This window comes from Streptomyces sp. NPDC001868, assembly GCF_040297125.1.
Classification (GTDB): domain Bacteria; phylum Actinomycetota; class Actinomycetes; order Streptomycetales; family Streptomycetaceae; genus Streptomyces.
The window spans coordinates 163,706-179,136 of the sequence record NZ_JBEOYO010000017.1 but is presented as its reverse complement, the minus strand read 5'-3'; the positions used below and the strand labels follow the sequence as shown (position 1 = coordinate 179,136).

Sequence of the window (15,431 nt, the reverse complement as noted above, 5' to 3'; positions counted from 1 at the left end):
AAAAAACAAACCTCCCCCCCCCAGCCCCCCCCGGGGGGCCGCGGACTAAAAATCTGCACAACCCCGCGCATGGGCTCCGCCCCCCCGCGCCGCGCCCCGGCCCCCACACCCATGTCCGGTGGATGACGGCCGGTCAGGAGAAGCCCTTCACCAGCTTGAACGTGGCGTCCGCGAAGAAGTAGCCGCTGTGGTCGTAGCGGTCGAGGCGGAGCTGGAAGCTGCGGTGACGGACGAAGTAGCCGGGATAGTTCACCGACTCCAGCATGACCGAGTCCGAGGAGTACGCCGAGCGCGGGCAGAACGTGGCGTCCTGCTCGAAGAGACGGGAACCGTCGTTCCTCGCGGCGCGCAGCACGAAGCTCTGGTGGCGCACATAACGGCCGTCCTGCATACGGAAGGAGTAGCAGGAGGAGTTCGCGAGGCCGGAGACGACCTTGAAGGAGGAGTCCTCCCTGGTCTCGCTTCCGCTGCGGGAGCTCACCTGGTCCAGCTGGATCACACCGTTGCGCAGATGCCAGTACCGGTCCGGGTAGTTGACCGCCTGGACGGACTTCCGGGTCGTGGTCGAGGACGGCGGCTTCTTGGGCGGCGATGTCGTCTTCGACGGCTCGGCGGTCGGCTTCGAGCCGCCCTGCTGCTTGTCGTCGGACGAGCCGGAGCCCTTGGAGCCGGCGGAGTCCTCGTCCTTGCTCCCGCTCCCGTCGTTCTTCGAGTCCCCCTCGGAGCCCTGCGGCTCCGACAGACCGCTCTTGCCGTCCGGCGCCGAGCTCGCGGGCGGCGACGTGGGCGGGAGCGAGAGGGAGGGGAGGATCCGCTCGTCGGCGGCGGTGGTACGGCCGTTCTTCTCCGACGAGTCGTCAGATTCCGAGCCCTGCAGGGCGATCCAGGTCACACAGGACGAGATCACGGCGAGGGCGAGGGCACCGGCCACCCAGAGGCGGCGCGTGCCCGGTATTCGGGTGTCGTCCGGGGCGACACCCGTCTCCCACACCTTCGCGGATCTGAGCACCGGAAGGTTGGGCGTGGTCTGGTCCGGATCAGGTCCGGGCTTTTGTGGCGGCATGCGCGGTTCCTTCGGCGTCGCCAAATGCGGACGCGAATCGTCATGGGTCGACAGGGAGGAGCCAGACGCGACCCGGTGTGCGAGATCCTCAAGATCATCACATCTGGGAGCTTGACCGTTGAAACAGTAGTGGACCAAGTGGTGCCCGGGGAGCCCTTTGAGTGAGCGCTTCCATAACGGAACGGCCCCGAAAGAAAGGCCTTTTGGCGGCGGGTGACGCTCAATTCCGCCCATAAGTACGCCGGTACACGCGATGTGCGCATCCGTTGTACGCGCGACGTACACACCCGTTGTGGGAGCCGTGTGCGGGAGCCGTGCGCACACGCGCCGTGCGGGCGATGTGTACACCCGTACGCATGGTGTGTACGATCGTACACATGGGATATCTGTTGCTCGTCGGCGCCATAGCCGCCGAAGTGGCCGCCACCACCGCCATGAAGTACAGCGAGGGCTTCAGCAAGTTGTGGCCGTCGCTGGTCACCGGTGTGGGGTACCTCGTCTCCTTCGTCCTGCTCGCCCAGGCCCTGAAGTCCATGTCGATCGGCACGGCGTACGCGATCTGGTCCGGCGTCGGCACCGCGAGCGTCGCCGTGCTCGGGCTGGTGCTCTTCGGGGAGGGGCTGAGCGTCCCCAAGGTCGCCGGGATCGTGCTGATCATCGCGGGAGTCGTGGTGCTGAACCTGGGAGGCGCCCACTGATGGCCCGGCGTTACGACCCCGAGCGGCGGCAGCGGATCATCGACGCCGCGATCCGGGTCGTGGGAGACAGAGGCATCGCCGGGCTGAGCCACCGGGCCGTGGCCGCCGAGGCGGACGTACCGCTCGGCTCGACGACCTACCACTTCAAGACCCTCGACGATCTGATGGTCGCCGCCCTGCGGCAGGCCAACGAGGGCTTCGCCAAGACCGTCGCCGCGCGCGATGCCCTGCGCGACCCCGGCACCGACCTCGCCGCCGAACTGGCCGCGCTGGGCGGCGTGTGGTTCGCCGGCGACCGGACGGGCCTGGAGGTGGAGTACGAGCTCTACCTCGCCGCGCTGCGCAGGCCCGCCCTCCGGCCCGTCGCCGACGAGTGGGCCCGCGCCTTCGCCGACTGCCTCGCCCAGCGCACCGACCCGGTGACCGCGCGGGCGCTGGTCGCGATGGTCGACGGCATCTGTCTGCAGGTACTGCTGACGGGGGCGCCGTACGACGAGGAGTACGCGCGGGAGGTGCTGGCCCGGGTGATTCCCTGAGGGAGACCCTCCGCCGGACGGCTTCGCGCGCACCGTGAACCTTCTGCGGGCCATCGGGGAACAGGGGGTGACAGCGGAACGGCGAAACGGCGAAACGGCGGAGGGGGCGGTTGTGACGAGCGGGGGGAGAACCCGGTGAGCGGACCATCGCCACAGGCACGCGTGGAGGACGACGCGGAGATCGTCGCCCAGTCGCTGGAACAGCCCGAGCTGTTCGCACGGCTCTACGACCGCTACGCCCCGGACATCCACCGGTACGTGGCCCGGCGACTCGGCGACTCCATGGCCGACGACCTCACCGCCGACACCTTCCTCACGGCGTTCCGCATCCGGGGCCGCTACGACCGGACCCGCACCAACGCCCGCCCCTGGCTGTACGGCATCGCGGGCAACCTCATCGGCAAGCACCGCCGTACGGAGGTCCGGGCGCTCAAGGCGCTGGCCCGCACCGGACACGACCCGGTCGCCGCGTCCTGGAGCGAGACCTGGGTCGAACGGACCGACACCCGAGTGGCGGCGCAGGGCCCGCTCGCCGGGGCACTGGCGGCGCTGCCGGCGGGGGACCGGCACGTCCTGCTGCTCGTCGCATGGGCCGACCTCGGCTACCAGGAGGTCGCCCAGGCCCTGGACATCCCCGTGGGAACGGTCCGCTCACGGCTCAACCGTGCGCGGCGCAAGGTGCGTACGGCGCTGGGAGCCGATCCGGCGTTCGTCGGTGACGCGGCGGAGGTGGTCTGACGTGGACGAGCTGACCGAGGTACGGGAGCTGCGCGCCGAGGCACCGGCCCCCGACCGGGCCCGTCTCGCGCCCGGGCGGGCGCGGCTGCTGGACGCGGCGCGGGCCGGGGAGCGGCGGCGGGTGTGGGCGCGGCCGAGATTCGTGATCATCGGGGTCGCGGCGGCCGTCACGGCGGTGGCGGTGACCGCGTCGCTGCTGGTGGGCCGGGACGAGGCACGCGAGCTGACGACACCGGCGGCGCTGACGAACGCGGACCTGAAGGGGATGAGCGCGGCCGAGCTGCTGGAACGGGCGGCGGAGGTGGTGGAGGGACAGCCGACGGTTCCGAGACCGAGGGCCCGGCAGTGGATCTACACCCTGACGACGGACGAGGCGGCTGCCGCCGAACTGGACGAGAAGACCCTGGCGGAGTACGGGGACTGGTCCGCCTACGCGGAGGACTGGATCCGTTTCGACGGCGCCGAGCACGCCTTCCAGCAGCGCGACCCCTACGGCAAGCCGATCAGGGTGCACGTCCGTGAGATGCAGGCCGAGAAGGGCGCGGACCGCACCCCGAGCGACATGTACCGCACCCTGTCCGCCTTGCCGGCCGACGGCGAGGGCGCCCTCCGGGCCATCCGGAAGGAGGACGCCCTCACCGACCAGAAGGGCACCACACGAGCGGAGAACGACTACATCGAGATCAACCATCTGCTCGGCGCCGAGGTCAAGCCGCCGAAGGGGCTGGCGGGCCTGTACCGGGCGCTGGCCACCCTGCCCGGTCTCTCCGTCGTCGACCACCTGGTCGAGGACGCGTCCGGGAGACGGCTCGTGGCCCTGGACACCGGCCGACCCTCCGGTGAGCGGTGGCTGTTCGACCCCGTGACGTATCAGGTGGTCGGCACCCAGGACGTTCAGGACGGCAGAACGACCGGCGGCAGCACCGTCGTCGAGACCGCCGTCGTCGACAAACCGGGCGAACGAGGCTGACGCCGCGCGCGACACGGCCCGCCCCACGGGGGTGGGCGGGCCGCCCGGCGCCGGGCGGGCGTGCCGTATGTCCGTATCGTGCCCGGCACCTGAGACGCCCGCCGCGCGGGTTGGCCCGTACCGGCCCCGGCCGGTTAGGTTGCCCTCATGACCGACACGACTGCTCCTCGTACCACCGGCGCCGTGGCCGCCGGCCTCGCCACGATCGCCGCCGACGGCACCGTTCTCGACACCTGGTTCCCCGCGCCCGAACTCTCCGCCGAGCCGGGCCCCTCCGGCACCGAGCGGCTGACCGCCGAGCGGGCCGCGGAGCTGCTGGGCGGCGGTGCGACGGCCGCGATCGGTCAGGACACGCGCCGGGGCGTCGAGGTCGTCGCGGTCCGCACGGTCATCTCCTCGCTCGACGAGAAGCCGATCGACACGCACGACGCCTATCTGCGCCTCCACCTGCTCTCCCACCGTCTGGTCAAGCCGCACGGCCAGAGCCTGGAGGGCGTCTTCGGCCTCCTCGCCAACGTGGCCTGGACCTCGCTCGGCCCGGTCGCCGTCGACGACCTGGAGAAGGTGCGGCTCAACGCCCGCGCCGAAGGCCTGCACCTCCAGGTCACGTCCGTCGACAAGTTCCCCCGCATGACGGACTACGTGGCCCCCAAGGGCGTCCGGATCGCCGACGCCGACCGGGTCCGCCTCGGCGCGCACCTCGCCGAGGGCACCACGGTCATGCACGAGGGCTTCGTCAACTTCAACGCGGGCACCCTCGGCACGTCGATGGTCGAGGGCCGGATCTCCGCCGGTGTCGTCGTCGGCGACGGCTCGGACATCGGCGGCGGCGCCTCCACCATGGGCACGCTCTCCGGCGGCGGCAACGTCATCATCTCCATCGGCGAGCGCTGCCTGATCGGCGCCGAGGCGGGCGTCGGCATCGCGCTGGGCGACGAGTGCGTCGTCGAGGCCGGCCTCTACGTCACCGCCGGCACCCGCGTCACCATGCCCGACGGCCAGGTCGTCAAGGCCCGCGAGCTCTCCGGCGCCTCCAACATCCTCTTCCGCCGCAACTCGGTCACCGGCACGGTCGAGGCCCGCCCCAACAACGCGGTCTGGGGCGGCCTGAACGAGATCCTGCACAGCCACAACTGAGCCCCCACGGCCCCACGTACGAGGTACTCGGCGTGACCTTTGTGCGGTCCAGGCAGATGAACGGGTGGACAGAGGGTCCGATCAGAAGCCGAGACGACGAGATGAGGGGCCGAGGGATGAGGAACGACCGGGCTGGGACCGTGGCGCGAGTGGTCACGGGGGTGCTGGCCGGGGCGGCGCTGTGCTGGGTGCCGGCCGGGGCCGCGCACGCGGACGAGACCAACAAGTCCTCGCACAACGGCCCCCGGATCGGGCTCGTCAACGTCGGTCAGGTCGACGACCCGATGGAGGATGTGCTGGAGCACACCCTGCTGTTCGGTGACGGGTACCGCTGGGGCTGATCTCCGCAGGGAAACGGTTCGGGGCCCGTACGCGCGTGAGCGTGTGCGGGCCCCGAAGCGTTTCCCCGAAGCGGGTCCCGAAGGGTTTCCCGGACCGTTTCCGGACCGACTTTCGCCGTGCCGGCATAGCCGTGGGAGGGTCCGCGCGTCACAAGGGGCACAGGGGCGGGACACGGGGCCCGCCGGAGAAGAGAAGGTGACGATGGATGCCGAGGGGCAGGAGAGTTTCCGGGAGTTCGTGGCCGGGCGGTCGTCGGCACTGCTGAAGACGGCCGTGCTGCTGAGCGGCGGGGACCGGCACGCCGCCGAGGACCTGCTGCAGAACGCGCTGATCAAGGCCGCCGGGCGCTGGCAGCGGATCGACGAACCGGAGGCGTACGTACGGCAGATCCTCTACCGGCAGCAGGTCAGCCGGTGGCGGCTGAAATGGCGGCGGCGCGAGCTGACCGTCGCCGAGCCGCCCGAGAGCGGCGGTGCCGTGGACGGGGCGGCCGGTGTGGAGCTGCGGCTCGTGATGCGCGGGGCACTGGCCCGGCTCACCGCCCGGCAGCGGACCGTCCTCGTGCTCCGCTACTTCGAGGATCTGCCCGAGGGCGATGTGGCCCGCATCCTCGGGTGCTCCGTCGGGACCGTCCGGTCCACGACCCACCGCTCGCTCGCCCGGCTGCGCGAACTCGCGCCCGAGCTGGCCGCGCTCGGCCCCGCCGCGGCCGAACAGCGGCCGTCCCGTGACTTCTCGCCCGTGGAGGTGCGTCCGTGAACGTCGACGAACTGGTGCGCGACTCCCTGCGCGAGCAGGCCGCCGAACAGCCGCCCCTGGCAGCGGACTTCGCCGCGCGGGTGCTGACCGTCCGGCGCCGCCGCCGGACCCGCAGGCTCGCGACCGTCGCCGCGGCCACCGCCGCCGTGGTCGCCGTCGCGGTGGCCGTGCCGCTGCTGGACTCCGGCAAGGACGAGGTGCGGCTCGCCACCGAGATGAACCGGAGCGACATCATCGCCCACGCCGACCAGTCGCCGCCGCGCGACCTGATCGCGGCCGGGGACGTGGCGCTGGCCGCCTGGTACACCTTGGAGACCGTCGTCTCCAAGGACGAGGACACGGCGGTCAGGCAGCGCTCCTACCGGATCCTCGACCAGAAGACCGGCAAGTACGTCGCGGACTCCCGCTGGTCCTGGGTGGCGGTCGCCCCAGGCATGCGGACTGCCGCAGTCCTGGAGAAGGATCTGCCCGCCGACCGGATCGGGATCCTCGACCTGCTCACCGGCGAGGTCGAGCGCTGGATCCTGGCCGACCGGGGTGTGGCGGGCGTCGAGTTCTCGGCCGACGGCACCGAGCTCGTCGCCACCACCTACAGCAAGAATCCCGATGTGCTGACCAAGGCGGGCAACGACGTCGACGGGGACGGCAAGAAGAACGACTTCATCCCGATCTGGTCGGAGTCGTACCGAACCGGCTTCTACGTCGTCGACGTCGACTCCGGCAGGACCGAGTGGAGCGAGACCGCGCCGGAGAAGGAGGAGGAGCTGCGATCCGTCAACTCCCGCCAGGACTTCTCCTTCAGCGGCGACGGCAAGCTGGTCCGCTCCGGGCTGAGCGCAGAACCGTACGATCAGTACTACGACCTGAAGGGCAACAAGGTCGACAAGCCGGCCGCCGAGAAGCACCTGACCTGGTCGGTGGAGGCGCGGCTCTCCCCGAACGGCAAGCTCGCGGCCGGCGGCTTCGCGGGCGGTGCCAGGACCACCGCCTCCGAGATCCTCGACCCCGCCACCGGCAAGCGGCTCCACAAGGTGCGCGGACAGCAACTGCTCGCCTGGGCCGATGACAAGCGGCTCATCGCCTGGGACATCGCGCCCGGCGACAACGAGTTCCGCAACTCCCTGGTGCTCGTCACCATCGGCAGCGACAGGACGATCCCGCTCAGCGGCGCCCGCAAGGGCAACGACGGCGCGCCCGGGCGCTGGAACCCGGTCTTCGCCACCCGCTGACCGCTCGTCTCAGGCGGCCACGAGCCGCTCGTACGCCCTCAGCAGCCCGTCGGTCACCTCGTGGCCGGCGGGCCGCAGCGGTGCGCGGACCGGGCCGGACGGGAGGCCGAGGCGGCCGAGGAGCGCCTTCGCCGTGACGGCGCCGGGCAGGCCGGAGGACATCATCAGTTCGGTGAGCGGGACGGTCCGCCGCTGGAGCCGGGCCGCCTCGGCGGTGTCGCCGGCGTCGAACGCGTCGACGATCGCCCGGAAGGCGCGGGGTGCCGCGTTCGCGACCGTGCCGATGTAGCCCGACCCGCCGATCGCGTACAGGGCCAGGACGTACTCGTCGCAGCCCGTGTAGTACGCGAGGTCCGTCTCCGCCAGCACCTTCTGGGTGCCCAGGAGGTCGTACGCGCAGTCCTTCACCGCCACGATCCGGGGGTGGGCCGCCAGCCGGATCATGGTCTCCGGTTCGATCCGGGTGCCGGTGCGGCCGGGGATGTCGTACAGGGCGACGGGCAGCCCCGAGGCGTCGGCCAGCTCGCGGAAGTGGGCCTCGACGGCGTCCTGCGGGGGCCTGCTGTAGTACGGCGTGACCGCCAGCAGGCCGTCCGCGCCCGCCTTCTCGGCGGACAGTGCCAGTTCCACCGTGTGCCGGGTGTCGGCGGTGCCCACCCCGGCCACGATCACCGCCCGGTCGCCGACCGCCGCGCGTACCGCGCGGATCAGCTCCGCCTTCTCCGTGTCCGTCGTCGTCGGCGACTCACCCGTCGTCCCGGACAGCACCAGCCCGTCGCACCCCCCGGCCACCAGCCGGTCGGCCAGCCGCTGCGCCCCGTCCAGGTCGAGCGCGCCGGACGCGGTGAAGGGCGTGACCATCGCGCAGAGGGCGCGGCCGAAGGGAGTGGGGCGGTGGGTGCGGTGGGTGAGGGTCATGGGGGTAGTGTCGGGCGCGGTCATTGTGAAGCTCCACTTAATTCTTCTACGAAGTATGCGGGAGCTTTGCTACGAGGACTGGGGGCCGCCGTCACAGGGGTAGCACGGGCCCGACCGGGTACTCGGGGCGTCCCGATGTGTGAGGAGGCGACACCGTGACCGGGACCACCGAGACCAGGCCCAAGCGATTCGTGCGCTCTGTGCGATCCGAGCGTCCGGGGCCGGGCGAACACGACCACCACTCCGTGGGCGAGCTGGTCGGCCAGGCCACCGAACAGCTCTCCCTGCTCGTACGACAGGAGGTCGCCCTCGCGAAGGAGGAGCTGGCCGAGAAGGGGCGGCGCGCGGGGCGCGGCGGGGGGCTCCTCGGCGCGGCCGGTGCCGTCGCCTATGTGGGGTTCATGACCCTCGCCGCGGCCGGGGTCGCGGCGCTCTCCCTGGTGCTGGACGTATGGGCCGCCGCGCTCATCGTCATGGCCGTGCTCTTCGTGATCGCCGCCGTACTGGCCGCGGTCGGGCGCGCCCAGCTGCGGCGGGCCACCCCGCCGAAACCGGAGCTGGCGCTCGACAGCGTCAAGGCGGACATGGACGAGATCAAGGGGAGGGCTCGGCGATGACGCACGCATCCGGCAGGACCAACGGTGCCGTGGGCGCCAAGGGGCCCGACGAACTCCGACGGCAGATCGAGCAGACCCGGGCCCAGCTCGGCGACACGGTCGAGGAACTGGCCGCCAAGGCCGATGTGAAGGCCCGGATGCACTCGGCGTGGGAGCGGGTGCCTCGGGAAGCGGTGATCGTGGGCGGTGCGGGGGTCGCCGTGGCGGCCACGGCTGGGGTGCTGGTCTGGCGGCACTACCACTAGCCGCCGGGCGCGACCCTTTTTCCTACCCACCCACCCGACTCGCTTTTCTGACAAGTCCAGCTCGAACGGCCTGTGCGGGGCCCGCCCCCGAGAGTGCCCCAAGAGCTCGGTGCTCGAAGGGGTCGGCCGAGCGTGGCATCTCCACCCGATCGCCGGCGATCACGGCGGTCGGGTGCGGAGCATGCGCGCGCACGGACAGTGATCGAGTCATCGGCTGGTCCGCGCGGGCGTGCGGCGGTTGGCCGTGGGCTGATCGCTGTCCGGCGGTGGTCGCGGAGCGTCGATCATCAGGGCGATGGCGATGGCGATGGCGGCAGGGCGATGGTGGTGGCGGGTGTCGAGCGGCGGGAGCGCGAGGGGCGTCGGCGCGGCGGTCGCTGCCTCGCGGGTGTCGACGGCGGCTGGTTCCGGGTGCGTCGGTGGGTGGGCTGGGTGGCTGTGCCGGGTGGTGGACGGCGGTGGGTCGCTCTCGCGGGAGGGCGGCGGGTTGTGGACGGGTGGGTCGGTTCGGGGGCGGAGGCCACGGACTCCGCCCCCGAACCGGGCGGAGTCCGTGGCCGCGCGCCGGCTCACCCCTCACCCCTTGGGCGTCGCGTCCGGTTCGACCGTGGTGCGGGTGCGGGCCTCTCGTAGGGCGCGGAGGCGGGGCGGCCACTTGCGGGTGTCGCGGGGCTCGACGTAGGGCTCGTCGGTGGGGGAGCCGCCGTCGGTGATGGCGCGTTCGCGGGAGAGCTCGGCGTCGAATTCGAGGCCGAGGAGGATCGCGAGGTTGGTGAGCCAGAGCCAGATGAGGAAGACGACGGCGCCGGCCAGGGCGCCGTACGTCTTGTTGTAGGAGCCGAAGTTGGCGGCGTAGAGGGCGAAACCGGCGGACGCGGCGAGCCAGATGAGGGTGGCGAGGACACCACCGGGGCTGACCCAACGGAAGCCCCGGCCACGGACGTTGGGCGCGGCCCAGTACAGCAGCGCGATCATCAGGGTCACCAGCACCAGCAGCACCGGCCACTTGGCGATGTCCCACAGCGCGATGGCCGCGTCGCCGAGCCCGATCGTCGTGCCCGCGCGCTCGGCCAGCGGACCCGTGAACACCACGATCAGCGCGCTCACCGCCAGCATCACCATCAGCACCAGGGTCAGGACGATCCGCAGCGGCGTCAGCTTCCACACCGGGCGGCCCTCCGGCAGGTCGTACACCGCGTTGGACGTACGGATGAACGCGGCCACGTACCCCGACGCCGACCACACCGCCGCCAGCAGACCGACGATCGCCAGCACTCCGCCCGTACCGCCGCTGTCGCCCAGCTGGACCACCGCGTCCCGCAGGATGTCCCGCGCGGGGCCGGGCGCCAGGTCGCCGATGTTGTCCAGGATCTTGTCGGTCGCCCGTTGTCCGACGACCCCGAGCATCGACACCAGCACCAGCAGCGCGGGGAAGAGGGACAGGACGCCGTAGTACGTCAACGCCGCCGCCCGGTCGGACAGTTCGTCGTCCTGGAACTCCTTGACCGTGCGCCGCACCACCGCCCACCACGAACGCCTCGGCAGTCCGGTGGGACCGTCCGCGCCGGTCTCCGTTTCCTTCCCCACCCGCTCGGCCTCCGGCCGCTTCTCGTCCATGACCGGGCGGGTCTCCCCAATTCCGGCCCCGAATCGCCCACTTGACCTGAATCTTGGTTGAGGTTGAAGGGTGGTCGGTGCACGCGCATCGCCCATCGCCCATCGCGCATCGCACATCGCGTGCCTCATGCCGAGTGCCGGCCATCGATCAGGGGAGATCCTCATGACCCGTCGTACGCACCTCCATCCCGTCCTCGACCGCCCTGACGTCGGGGCGCCCTTCTTCAGTACCTGGGAGGTGGGGACGCCCGAGCGGCAGCGGCGGACCGTCGAGGCCATCGCCGACACCTGGGAGCGGCGGCCGTGGCCGGCGGACGGGCTGTTGGGGTACTTCGTCTACACGGCCGAGGACGGCTCCGGCCTGCTGCACTACTCGCAGTGGGCCGACGAGCAGGCGTACGAGGCCTTCGTGAAGACGCACAGGCAGGAGCGCAACGACGCCGTCGACACCGCCGTACCCGGGATCGAGCGGGTACGGCTCGGGCGTTACCGGCGGCATCGCAGCCTCACCGGGGGCGACGGTCGTGCCGCACGGGTGCCGGGGTGTGTCGTGATCGTCGACATCGTGTTCGACGGGCCCGATCCGGCCCGGCAGCGCGCCTGGGTGGCCGCCGTCGAGGAGGCGCTCGCCGCCGAGCCGAACGCGCACCCCGGCGGTATCTCCGCCCACTTCCACCTCGGTACCGACGGCACCCGCGTCCTCAACTACGCCGAGTGGGAGTCCGCCCAGGCCCATATCGACGCCATGGCGGCACCCGGCGACGGCATCGGCTCACCCTCGCCGCTCTGGGAGCGGGTCCAGACCTGGCCCGGACTACTGGAGACCGGCTCGGTCAAGCGCTACGAGTACGCACTCGGCCTCGTCCCCGATTGACCCACCCACCTTCGACTCACCGAACACTCCAACCGTCTGGACAAGAAAAGTTTTCGGTGAGAGCGTGGAGTCATGTTGGACGTCACCGTGATCGAGGACCCCGAGGCAGCGGCGGTCTCGCTGGACCCCATACGGGCCCGGCTGCTCGCCGAGCTGGCGGCCGGGCCCGCGTCGGCCGCCATGCTGGCCGGGAGGGTCGGGCTGCCGCGCCAGAAGGTGAACTACCACCTCAAGGCGCTGGAGCGGCACGGCCTAGTCGAGCTGGCGGGGGAGCGCCGCAAGGGCAATGTCACCGAGCGGCTGATGCGGGCGACCGCCGCGTCGTACGTGATCTCGCCGCTCGCGCTCGCCGCCGTACAGCCCGACCCGGACCGCTTCCGGGACCAGCTCTCCGCGCGCTGGCTGCTGGCGCTCGGCGCCCGGCTGGTCCGGGACGTGGGGTCGCTGATCACGGGCGCGGCCAAGGCCCGCAAGCGGCTCGCGACCTACGCGCTCGACGGCGAGGTCACCTTCGCCTCGGCCGCCGACCGGGCCGCGTTCGTCCAGGAGCTGACGGCCGGAGTGAGCGCGCTGCTCCGGAAGTACGACGCGCCCGACGCGGAGAACGGCCGGGGCCACCGGATCGTCGTCGCCCTGCACCCCACGCTCAAGCCGCAGCCCGCCGAAGAAGCGCAAGCTGAGCCGGATCGGCCCGAACTGTCAGATCAGTAAGACCCGTTGAGGAGCACGTCATGTCCAAGGAATTCGAGATCGCCCGGGAGTTCGAGGTCGACGCCACCCCCGAGGAGGTGTGGGAGGCCGTCACCGCCGGAACCGACGGGTGGCTGTGGCCGATGGAGGCGCCGGAGCCGAGGGTCGGCGGCAAGGGGCCGTTCGGCTCCGAGGTCATCGCCTGGGAGCCGCCCCACCGGTACACCAACCGGGTCGAGGACGTCGAGGGGATCTCCGAGCAGACCCTCAACCAGCTCGACTACACGATCGAGCCGCGCGACGACGGCCGGCGCGCCTGGGTGCGGTACGTGCACAGCGGCGTCTTCGTCGACGACTGGGACAACCAGTACGACGGCGCGGCCAAGCACACCGGGTTCTATCTGCACACCCTGCGCCAGTACCTGACGCGCTTCGCGGGCCGGAGGGTCACCGCATTCGCCACCTTCGACGCACCCGAGACGGCCGGCGGCGCCGACGCGCTCACCGTCGTCGGACGGGCGCTCGGCCTCACGGACGACACCGCCGAAGGGGCGCGCGTCCAGGCCAAGGGCCCCGACGGGCAGGTCCTCGACGCCGTGGTGGACTACCGCGACCCGTACTTCATCGGCCTGCGCACCGACGACGCCCTCATCCGCTTCTTCGGCCGCAACCACTGGGGTTACCGCGTCGGTATGAGCGTCCACGACTTCGCGCCGGGCGCCGACGCCGAGGCCGACGAGACCGCGTGGAAGGGCTGGCTGAACGGCGTGTTCAGCCAGCCCTGAGAACCCGCTGCCCAGGGTGTTACGGCCTGAACCGCAGCACCTGCGGGTCGTGGTCGCTGATCTGGTCGTTGAACTCCGAGTTCACGTGCACGCTGTCGTACGTGAACTCGCAGGAGCGCCGGATCGAGGGGCTGATCAGGATCTGGTCGAGGACCTGCGCGTTGCCCTGGAAGACGTACGAGTAACGCTCGCTCTTCGGCAGCGACTTGAACGCCGACCACAGGGCGCCGTCGTCCTCCAGCAGCTCGGCGGTCCGGGAGAACTCGAAGTCGTTGATGTCACCGAGGGCGATGACGTCCGCGTTCTTCTCCTTCGCCAGGATCTCCTTGACGAAGGTGTTCACGGCCGTCGCCTGGAGGTGCCGCTGGGTCTCCGAGGAGCGCTTCGGCGGCTGGAACTCCGAGTGCAGCGACTGGTCGCCGCCCTTGGACGCGAAGTGGTTCGCGATCACGAACACGGACTTGCCGCGGAAGGAGAACTCGCCGACGAGCGGCTTACGGCTGTTCGTCCAGGCGGTGTTCGCCGGGTCGATACGGCCGGGGGAGACCGTCAGCCGCGCCTTGCCGTACGCCTTCGTCACGCCGACGGCGGTCGTGGCGTCGCCGCCCGCGCGGTCGGTGAAGGAGACCCGCTCGGGGTTGAACAGGAAGACCTGGCGGATGTTGCCGCCGGGCTCACCGCCGTCCGAGAGGTTCACCGGGTCGATGGACCGCCACTCGTACGCCGGGCCGCCCGCCGCCGTGATCGCGTCGACCAGCTTCTTCACCGTCTGGTCGGCGGCGACCGTACCGTCGTTGGTGGCGCCGTTGTTGTCCTGGATCTCCTCCAGGGCCACGATGTCGGGCGACTGGAGGTTGTGCACGATCGCGGCCGCGTGGTCCGCGAAGGAGGCGTCCGAGGGGTCCAGGTTCTCGACGTTGTACGTCGCCACCGCCAGCTCGCCGCGCCCCTGCTTACGGGTCGTCTCGCGCTCCAGGCCGCCCTGCTCCAGGGTGCCTATCTCGTTGGCGACGAGCGTGTAGCCGCCGAACTGGTTGTAGTCCAGCGGGCCGGCCGTGGTGCCCTTCAGAACGTCACCGACGTTCGCCTTCGGGAAGTCGGCGACCGCGCCGAGGGACTGGATCTGGATCCGGCCGGTGTTCTGCGAGGTGTAGGAGCCGTACACCGTGCCGCCGCGACGGTTGTCGTTCTCCCCGGGCTTGACCGTCACCCACAGCTCGGTGAACGGGTCGGTGGCGCCGACCACACGGGTGTCGGCGACCTTGACGTTCATGCCCTCCAGGGACTCGTAGAAGTCCAGGGCGTACTTGGCCGGGGCGAGCGTGAGGCCGTTGACCGAGCCACCGGCGGCGGTGTCGCCGGCCGGGGCGTAGCGGCTCGGTACGGACCTGGCGTCGACGACGGTCGCGGCCGGGACGGCGTTGCCCGTGGAGACCACCGTGATCGTGGGGCGGGTGATCTGCGTCACGGACTGGTTTCCGGACGAAGTGCCGCCCGGCACGAACTCACCGACCGTGCCCGCGACCGTCACCGCGTCGCCCACCGAGACCGTCGGCCGGGAGCTGGTGAAGACGAAGACACCCTCGCTCGTGGCCGGGTCGGCGTCGGCCCGCGTGTCCTGGATCCAGAAGCCGCGCGAACCGTAGGTGCGTACGCCCGTGACGATGCCCTCCACGCCGGTCACCTGCTGGCCGGCGAGCGGGGACGTCCGGGTGGTGCCCTGGATGTCGTGGATGCGTACGGAGTCGGCCTCGGCGGGCGAGGTCAGGACCACGGCGGACACCGTGGAGCAGATGGTGGCGACAGTCAGCGCGCCGATGCGCGCGGTTCTCTTGCTCGGCAAGGGGATCCCTCCGGGGGCGTACGTGGGCGCCGGGACGAGAGTGGACGGGGGGTGGACGGGCGGGGGTGGCCTGCGACCGGTGGGGCGGTGTGACGCGCGTAGAACCCTGACGGACTCCGGTGAACTTTCGGCGGACGTCGATGAACGCCGGGCAACGCCGAGGGCCGTGTCTGTGGGCGGCCCCGGAATCGGCCCAGAGCTACCCGTGAGTTTCTACGCGCGTCAATCTCCTGCCTGGTCAGGCCAGTTGTCAAGGTTTCAGCCACGACCGACTCCTGGCAGGTACATGAACCGGGCGGCATGGGTCCAAATCCGTCTAGGCTGAGCGGCTGCGTACTCGTACGCGTACCGCTCATGGGCACCCCTTGCG

17 protein-coding genes and 1 pseudogene are annotated in these 15,431 nt (G+C 71.1%); 13 read left to right on the top strand and 5 right to left on the bottom strand.

What is annotated here, in order from left to right; translation table 11 throughout:
• Nucleotides 1-133: 133 nt before the first annotated feature.
• Nucleotides 134-1,063, bottom strand: a complete 930-nt coding sequence (locus tag ABT147_RS21675) for an AbfB domain-containing protein (protein WP_351408495.1) — start codon at nucleotides 1,061-1,063, stop codon at nucleotides 134-136.
• 377 nt (nucleotides 1,064-1,440) lie between these two features.
• Here ABT147_RS21675 and ABT147_RS21670 point away from each other — a divergent pair, with 377 nt between their 5' ends.
• From ABT147_RS21670 to ABT147_RS21635, 8 genes are all read left to right on the top strand, one after another.
• On the top strand, nucleotides 1,441-1,761 hold the full coding sequence (locus tag ABT147_RS21670) for a DMT family transporter (protein ID WP_351408493.1): 321 nt from the start codon (nucleotides 1,441-1,443) through the stop codon (nucleotides 1,759-1,761).
• A complete protein-coding gene (locus ABT147_RS21665) occupies nucleotides 1,761-2,297 on the top strand; it encodes a TetR/AcrR family transcriptional regulator (protein WP_351408491.1) in 537 nt (178 codons plus the stop codon). The genes ABT147_RS21670 and ABT147_RS21665 overlap by 1 nt, the downstream gene beginning before the upstream one ends.
• A 135-nt stretch (nucleotides 2,298-2,432) precedes the next feature.
• Entirely contained in the window at nucleotides 2,433-3,035 is a 603-nt protein-coding gene (locus ABT147_RS21660) for an RNA polymerase sigma factor (RefSeq protein WP_351408490.1), read from the top strand.
• Nucleotide 3,036: 1 nt separating this feature from the next.
• On the top strand, nucleotides 3,037-4,005 hold the full coding sequence (locus tag ABT147_RS21655; RefSeq protein ID WP_351408488.1) for a CU044_5270 family protein: 969 nt from the start codon (nucleotides 3,037-3,039) through the stop codon (nucleotides 4,003-4,005).
• 147 nt (nucleotides 4,006-4,152) lie between these two features.
• Nucleotides 4,153-5,142: a 2,3,4,5-tetrahydropyridine-2,6-dicarboxylate N-succinyltransferase gene (dapD, locus tag ABT147_RS21650; RefSeq protein WP_351408486.1), complete on the top strand. Its 990-nt coding sequence runs from the start codon at nucleotides 4,153-4,155 to the stop codon at nucleotides 5,140-5,142.
• Between the two features lie 116 nt (nucleotides 5,143-5,258).
• Nucleotides 5,259-5,483, top strand: a complete 225-nt coding sequence (locus tag ABT147_RS21645; protein WP_351408484.1) for a hypothetical protein — start codon at nucleotides 5,259-5,261, stop codon at nucleotides 5,481-5,483.
• A gap of 202 nt (nucleotides 5,484-5,685) precedes the next feature.
• The gene (locus ABT147_RS21640; RefSeq protein ID WP_351408513.1) at nucleotides 5,686-6,243 is read left to right on the top strand and encodes a SigE family RNA polymerase sigma factor; all 558 of its coding nucleotides are present in this window, start codon (nucleotides 5,686-5,688) and stop codon (nucleotides 6,241-6,243) included.
• On the top strand, nucleotides 6,240-7,472 hold the full coding sequence (locus ABT147_RS21635; RefSeq protein ID WP_351408482.1) for a WD40 repeat domain-containing protein: 1,233 nt from the start codon (nucleotides 6,240-6,242) through the stop codon (nucleotides 7,470-7,472). The genes ABT147_RS21640 and ABT147_RS21635 overlap by 4 nt, the downstream gene beginning before the upstream one ends.
• Before the next feature lie 9 nt (nucleotides 7,473-7,481).
• Here the strand turns inward: ABT147_RS21635 and dapA are convergent, their stop codons facing one another.
• Nucleotides 7,482-8,390, bottom strand: a complete 909-nt coding sequence (dapA, locus tag ABT147_RS21630; protein WP_351408480.1) for a 4-hydroxy-tetrahydrodipicolinate synthase — start codon at nucleotides 8,388-8,390, stop codon at nucleotides 7,482-7,484.
• Nucleotides 8,391-8,545: 155 nt separating this feature from the next.
• Between dapA and ABT147_RS21625 the strand changes: the two genes are divergently transcribed.
• A complete protein-coding gene (locus tag ABT147_RS21625; protein WP_502983128.1) occupies nucleotides 8,546-9,007 on the top strand; it encodes a phage holin family protein in 462 nt (153 codons plus the stop codon).
• A pseudogene (locus ABT147_RS47355) lies at nucleotides 9,004-9,144 on the top strand (DUF3618 domain-containing protein); the annotation flags it as partial. The gene ABT147_RS21625 and the pseudogene ABT147_RS47355, both read left to right, overlap by 4 nt.
• Nucleotides 9,145-9,459: 315 nt before the next feature.
• Here the strand turns inward: ABT147_RS47355 and ABT147_RS21615 are convergent.
• Together ABT147_RS21615 and ABT147_RS21610 are read right to left on the bottom strand one after the other, a co-directional pair.
• Entirely contained in the window at nucleotides 9,460-9,825 is a 366-nt protein-coding gene (locus ABT147_RS21615; protein WP_351408476.1) for a hypothetical protein, read from the bottom strand.
• A gap of 3 nt (nucleotides 9,826-9,828) precedes the next feature.
• A complete protein-coding gene (locus ABT147_RS21610) occupies nucleotides 9,829-10,869 on the bottom strand; it encodes a YihY/virulence factor BrkB family protein (protein ID WP_351408474.1) in 1,041 nt (346 codons plus the stop codon).
• 163 nt (nucleotides 10,870-11,032) lie between these two features.
• Here ABT147_RS21610 and ABT147_RS21605 point away from each other — a divergent pair, with 163 nt between their 5' ends.
• From ABT147_RS21605 to ABT147_RS21595, 3 genes are all read left to right on the top strand, one after another.
• A complete protein-coding gene (locus ABT147_RS21605) occupies nucleotides 11,033-11,743 on the top strand; it encodes an antibiotic biosynthesis monooxygenase (protein ID WP_351408472.1) in 711 nt (236 codons plus the stop codon).
• 72 nt (nucleotides 11,744-11,815) lie between these two features.
• Nucleotides 11,816-12,454, top strand: coding sequence for an ArsR/SmtB family transcription factor (locus tag ABT147_RS21600; RefSeq protein ID WP_351408470.1), 639 nt, complete (start codon nucleotides 11,816-11,818; stop codon nucleotides 12,452-12,454).
• A gap of 20 nt (nucleotides 12,455-12,474) precedes the next feature.
• Nucleotides 12,475-13,218 carry an SRPBCC family protein gene (locus tag ABT147_RS21595; protein ID WP_351408468.1) on the top strand — a complete coding sequence of 248 codons (744 nt, stop codon included), beginning with the start codon at nucleotides 12,475-12,477 and terminating at the stop codon, nucleotides 13,216-13,218.
• 19 nt (nucleotides 13,219-13,237) lie between these two features.
• Here ABT147_RS21595 and ABT147_RS21590 read toward each other — a convergent pair whose 3' ends face one another.
• Nucleotides 13,238-15,061 carry a DUF8508 domain-containing protein gene (locus tag ABT147_RS21590; RefSeq protein WP_351408466.1) on the bottom strand — a complete coding sequence of 608 codons (1,824 nt, stop codon included), beginning with the start codon at nucleotides 15,059-15,061 and terminating at the stop codon, nucleotides 13,238-13,240.
• Nucleotides 15,062-15,431 lie beyond the last annotated feature (370 nt).

Excerpts from the sequence above, each read along its gene's own strand:
- ABT147_RS21675 (WP_351408495.1), bottom strand. The coding sequence starts at position 1,063 with ATGCCGCCACAAAAGCCCGGACCTGATCCGGACCAGACCACGCCCAAC.
- ABT147_RS21670 (WP_351408493.1), top strand. The coding sequence starts at position 1,441 with ATGGGATATCTGTTGCTCGTCGGCGCCATAGCCGCCGAAGTGGCCGCC.
- ABT147_RS21665 (WP_351408491.1), top strand. The coding sequence starts at position 1,761 with ATGGCCCGGCGTTACGACCCCGAGCGGCGGCAGCGGATCATCGACGCC.
- dapD (WP_351408486.1), top strand. The coding sequence starts at position 4,153 with ATGACCGACACGACTGCTCCTCGTACCACCGGCGCCGTGGCCGCCGGC.
- ABT147_RS21645 (WP_351408484.1), top strand. The coding sequence starts at position 5,259 with ATGAGGAACGACCGGGCTGGGACCGTGGCGCGAGTGGTCACGGGGGTG.
- ABT147_RS21640 (WP_351408513.1), top strand. The coding sequence starts at position 5,686 with ATGGATGCCGAGGGGCAGGAGAGTTTCCGGGAGTTCGTGGCCGGGCGG.
- dapA (WP_351408480.1), bottom strand. The coding sequence starts at position 8,390 with ATGACCCTCACCCACCGCACCCACCGCCCCACTCCCTTCGGCCGCGCC.
- ABT147_RS21610 (WP_351408474.1), bottom strand. The coding sequence starts at position 10,869 with ATGGACGAGAAGCGGCCGGAGGCCGAGCGGGTGGGGAAGGAAACGGAG.
- ABT147_RS21605 (WP_351408472.1), top strand. The coding sequence starts at position 11,033 with ATGACCCGTCGTACGCACCTCCATCCCGTCCTCGACCGCCCTGACGTC.
- ABT147_RS21600 (WP_351408470.1), top strand. The coding sequence starts at position 11,816 with ATGTTGGACGTCACCGTGATCGAGGACCCCGAGGCAGCGGCGGTCTCG.
- ABT147_RS21595 (WP_351408468.1), top strand. The coding sequence starts at position 12,475 with ATGTCCAAGGAATTCGAGATCGCCCGGGAGTTCGAGGTCGACGCCACC.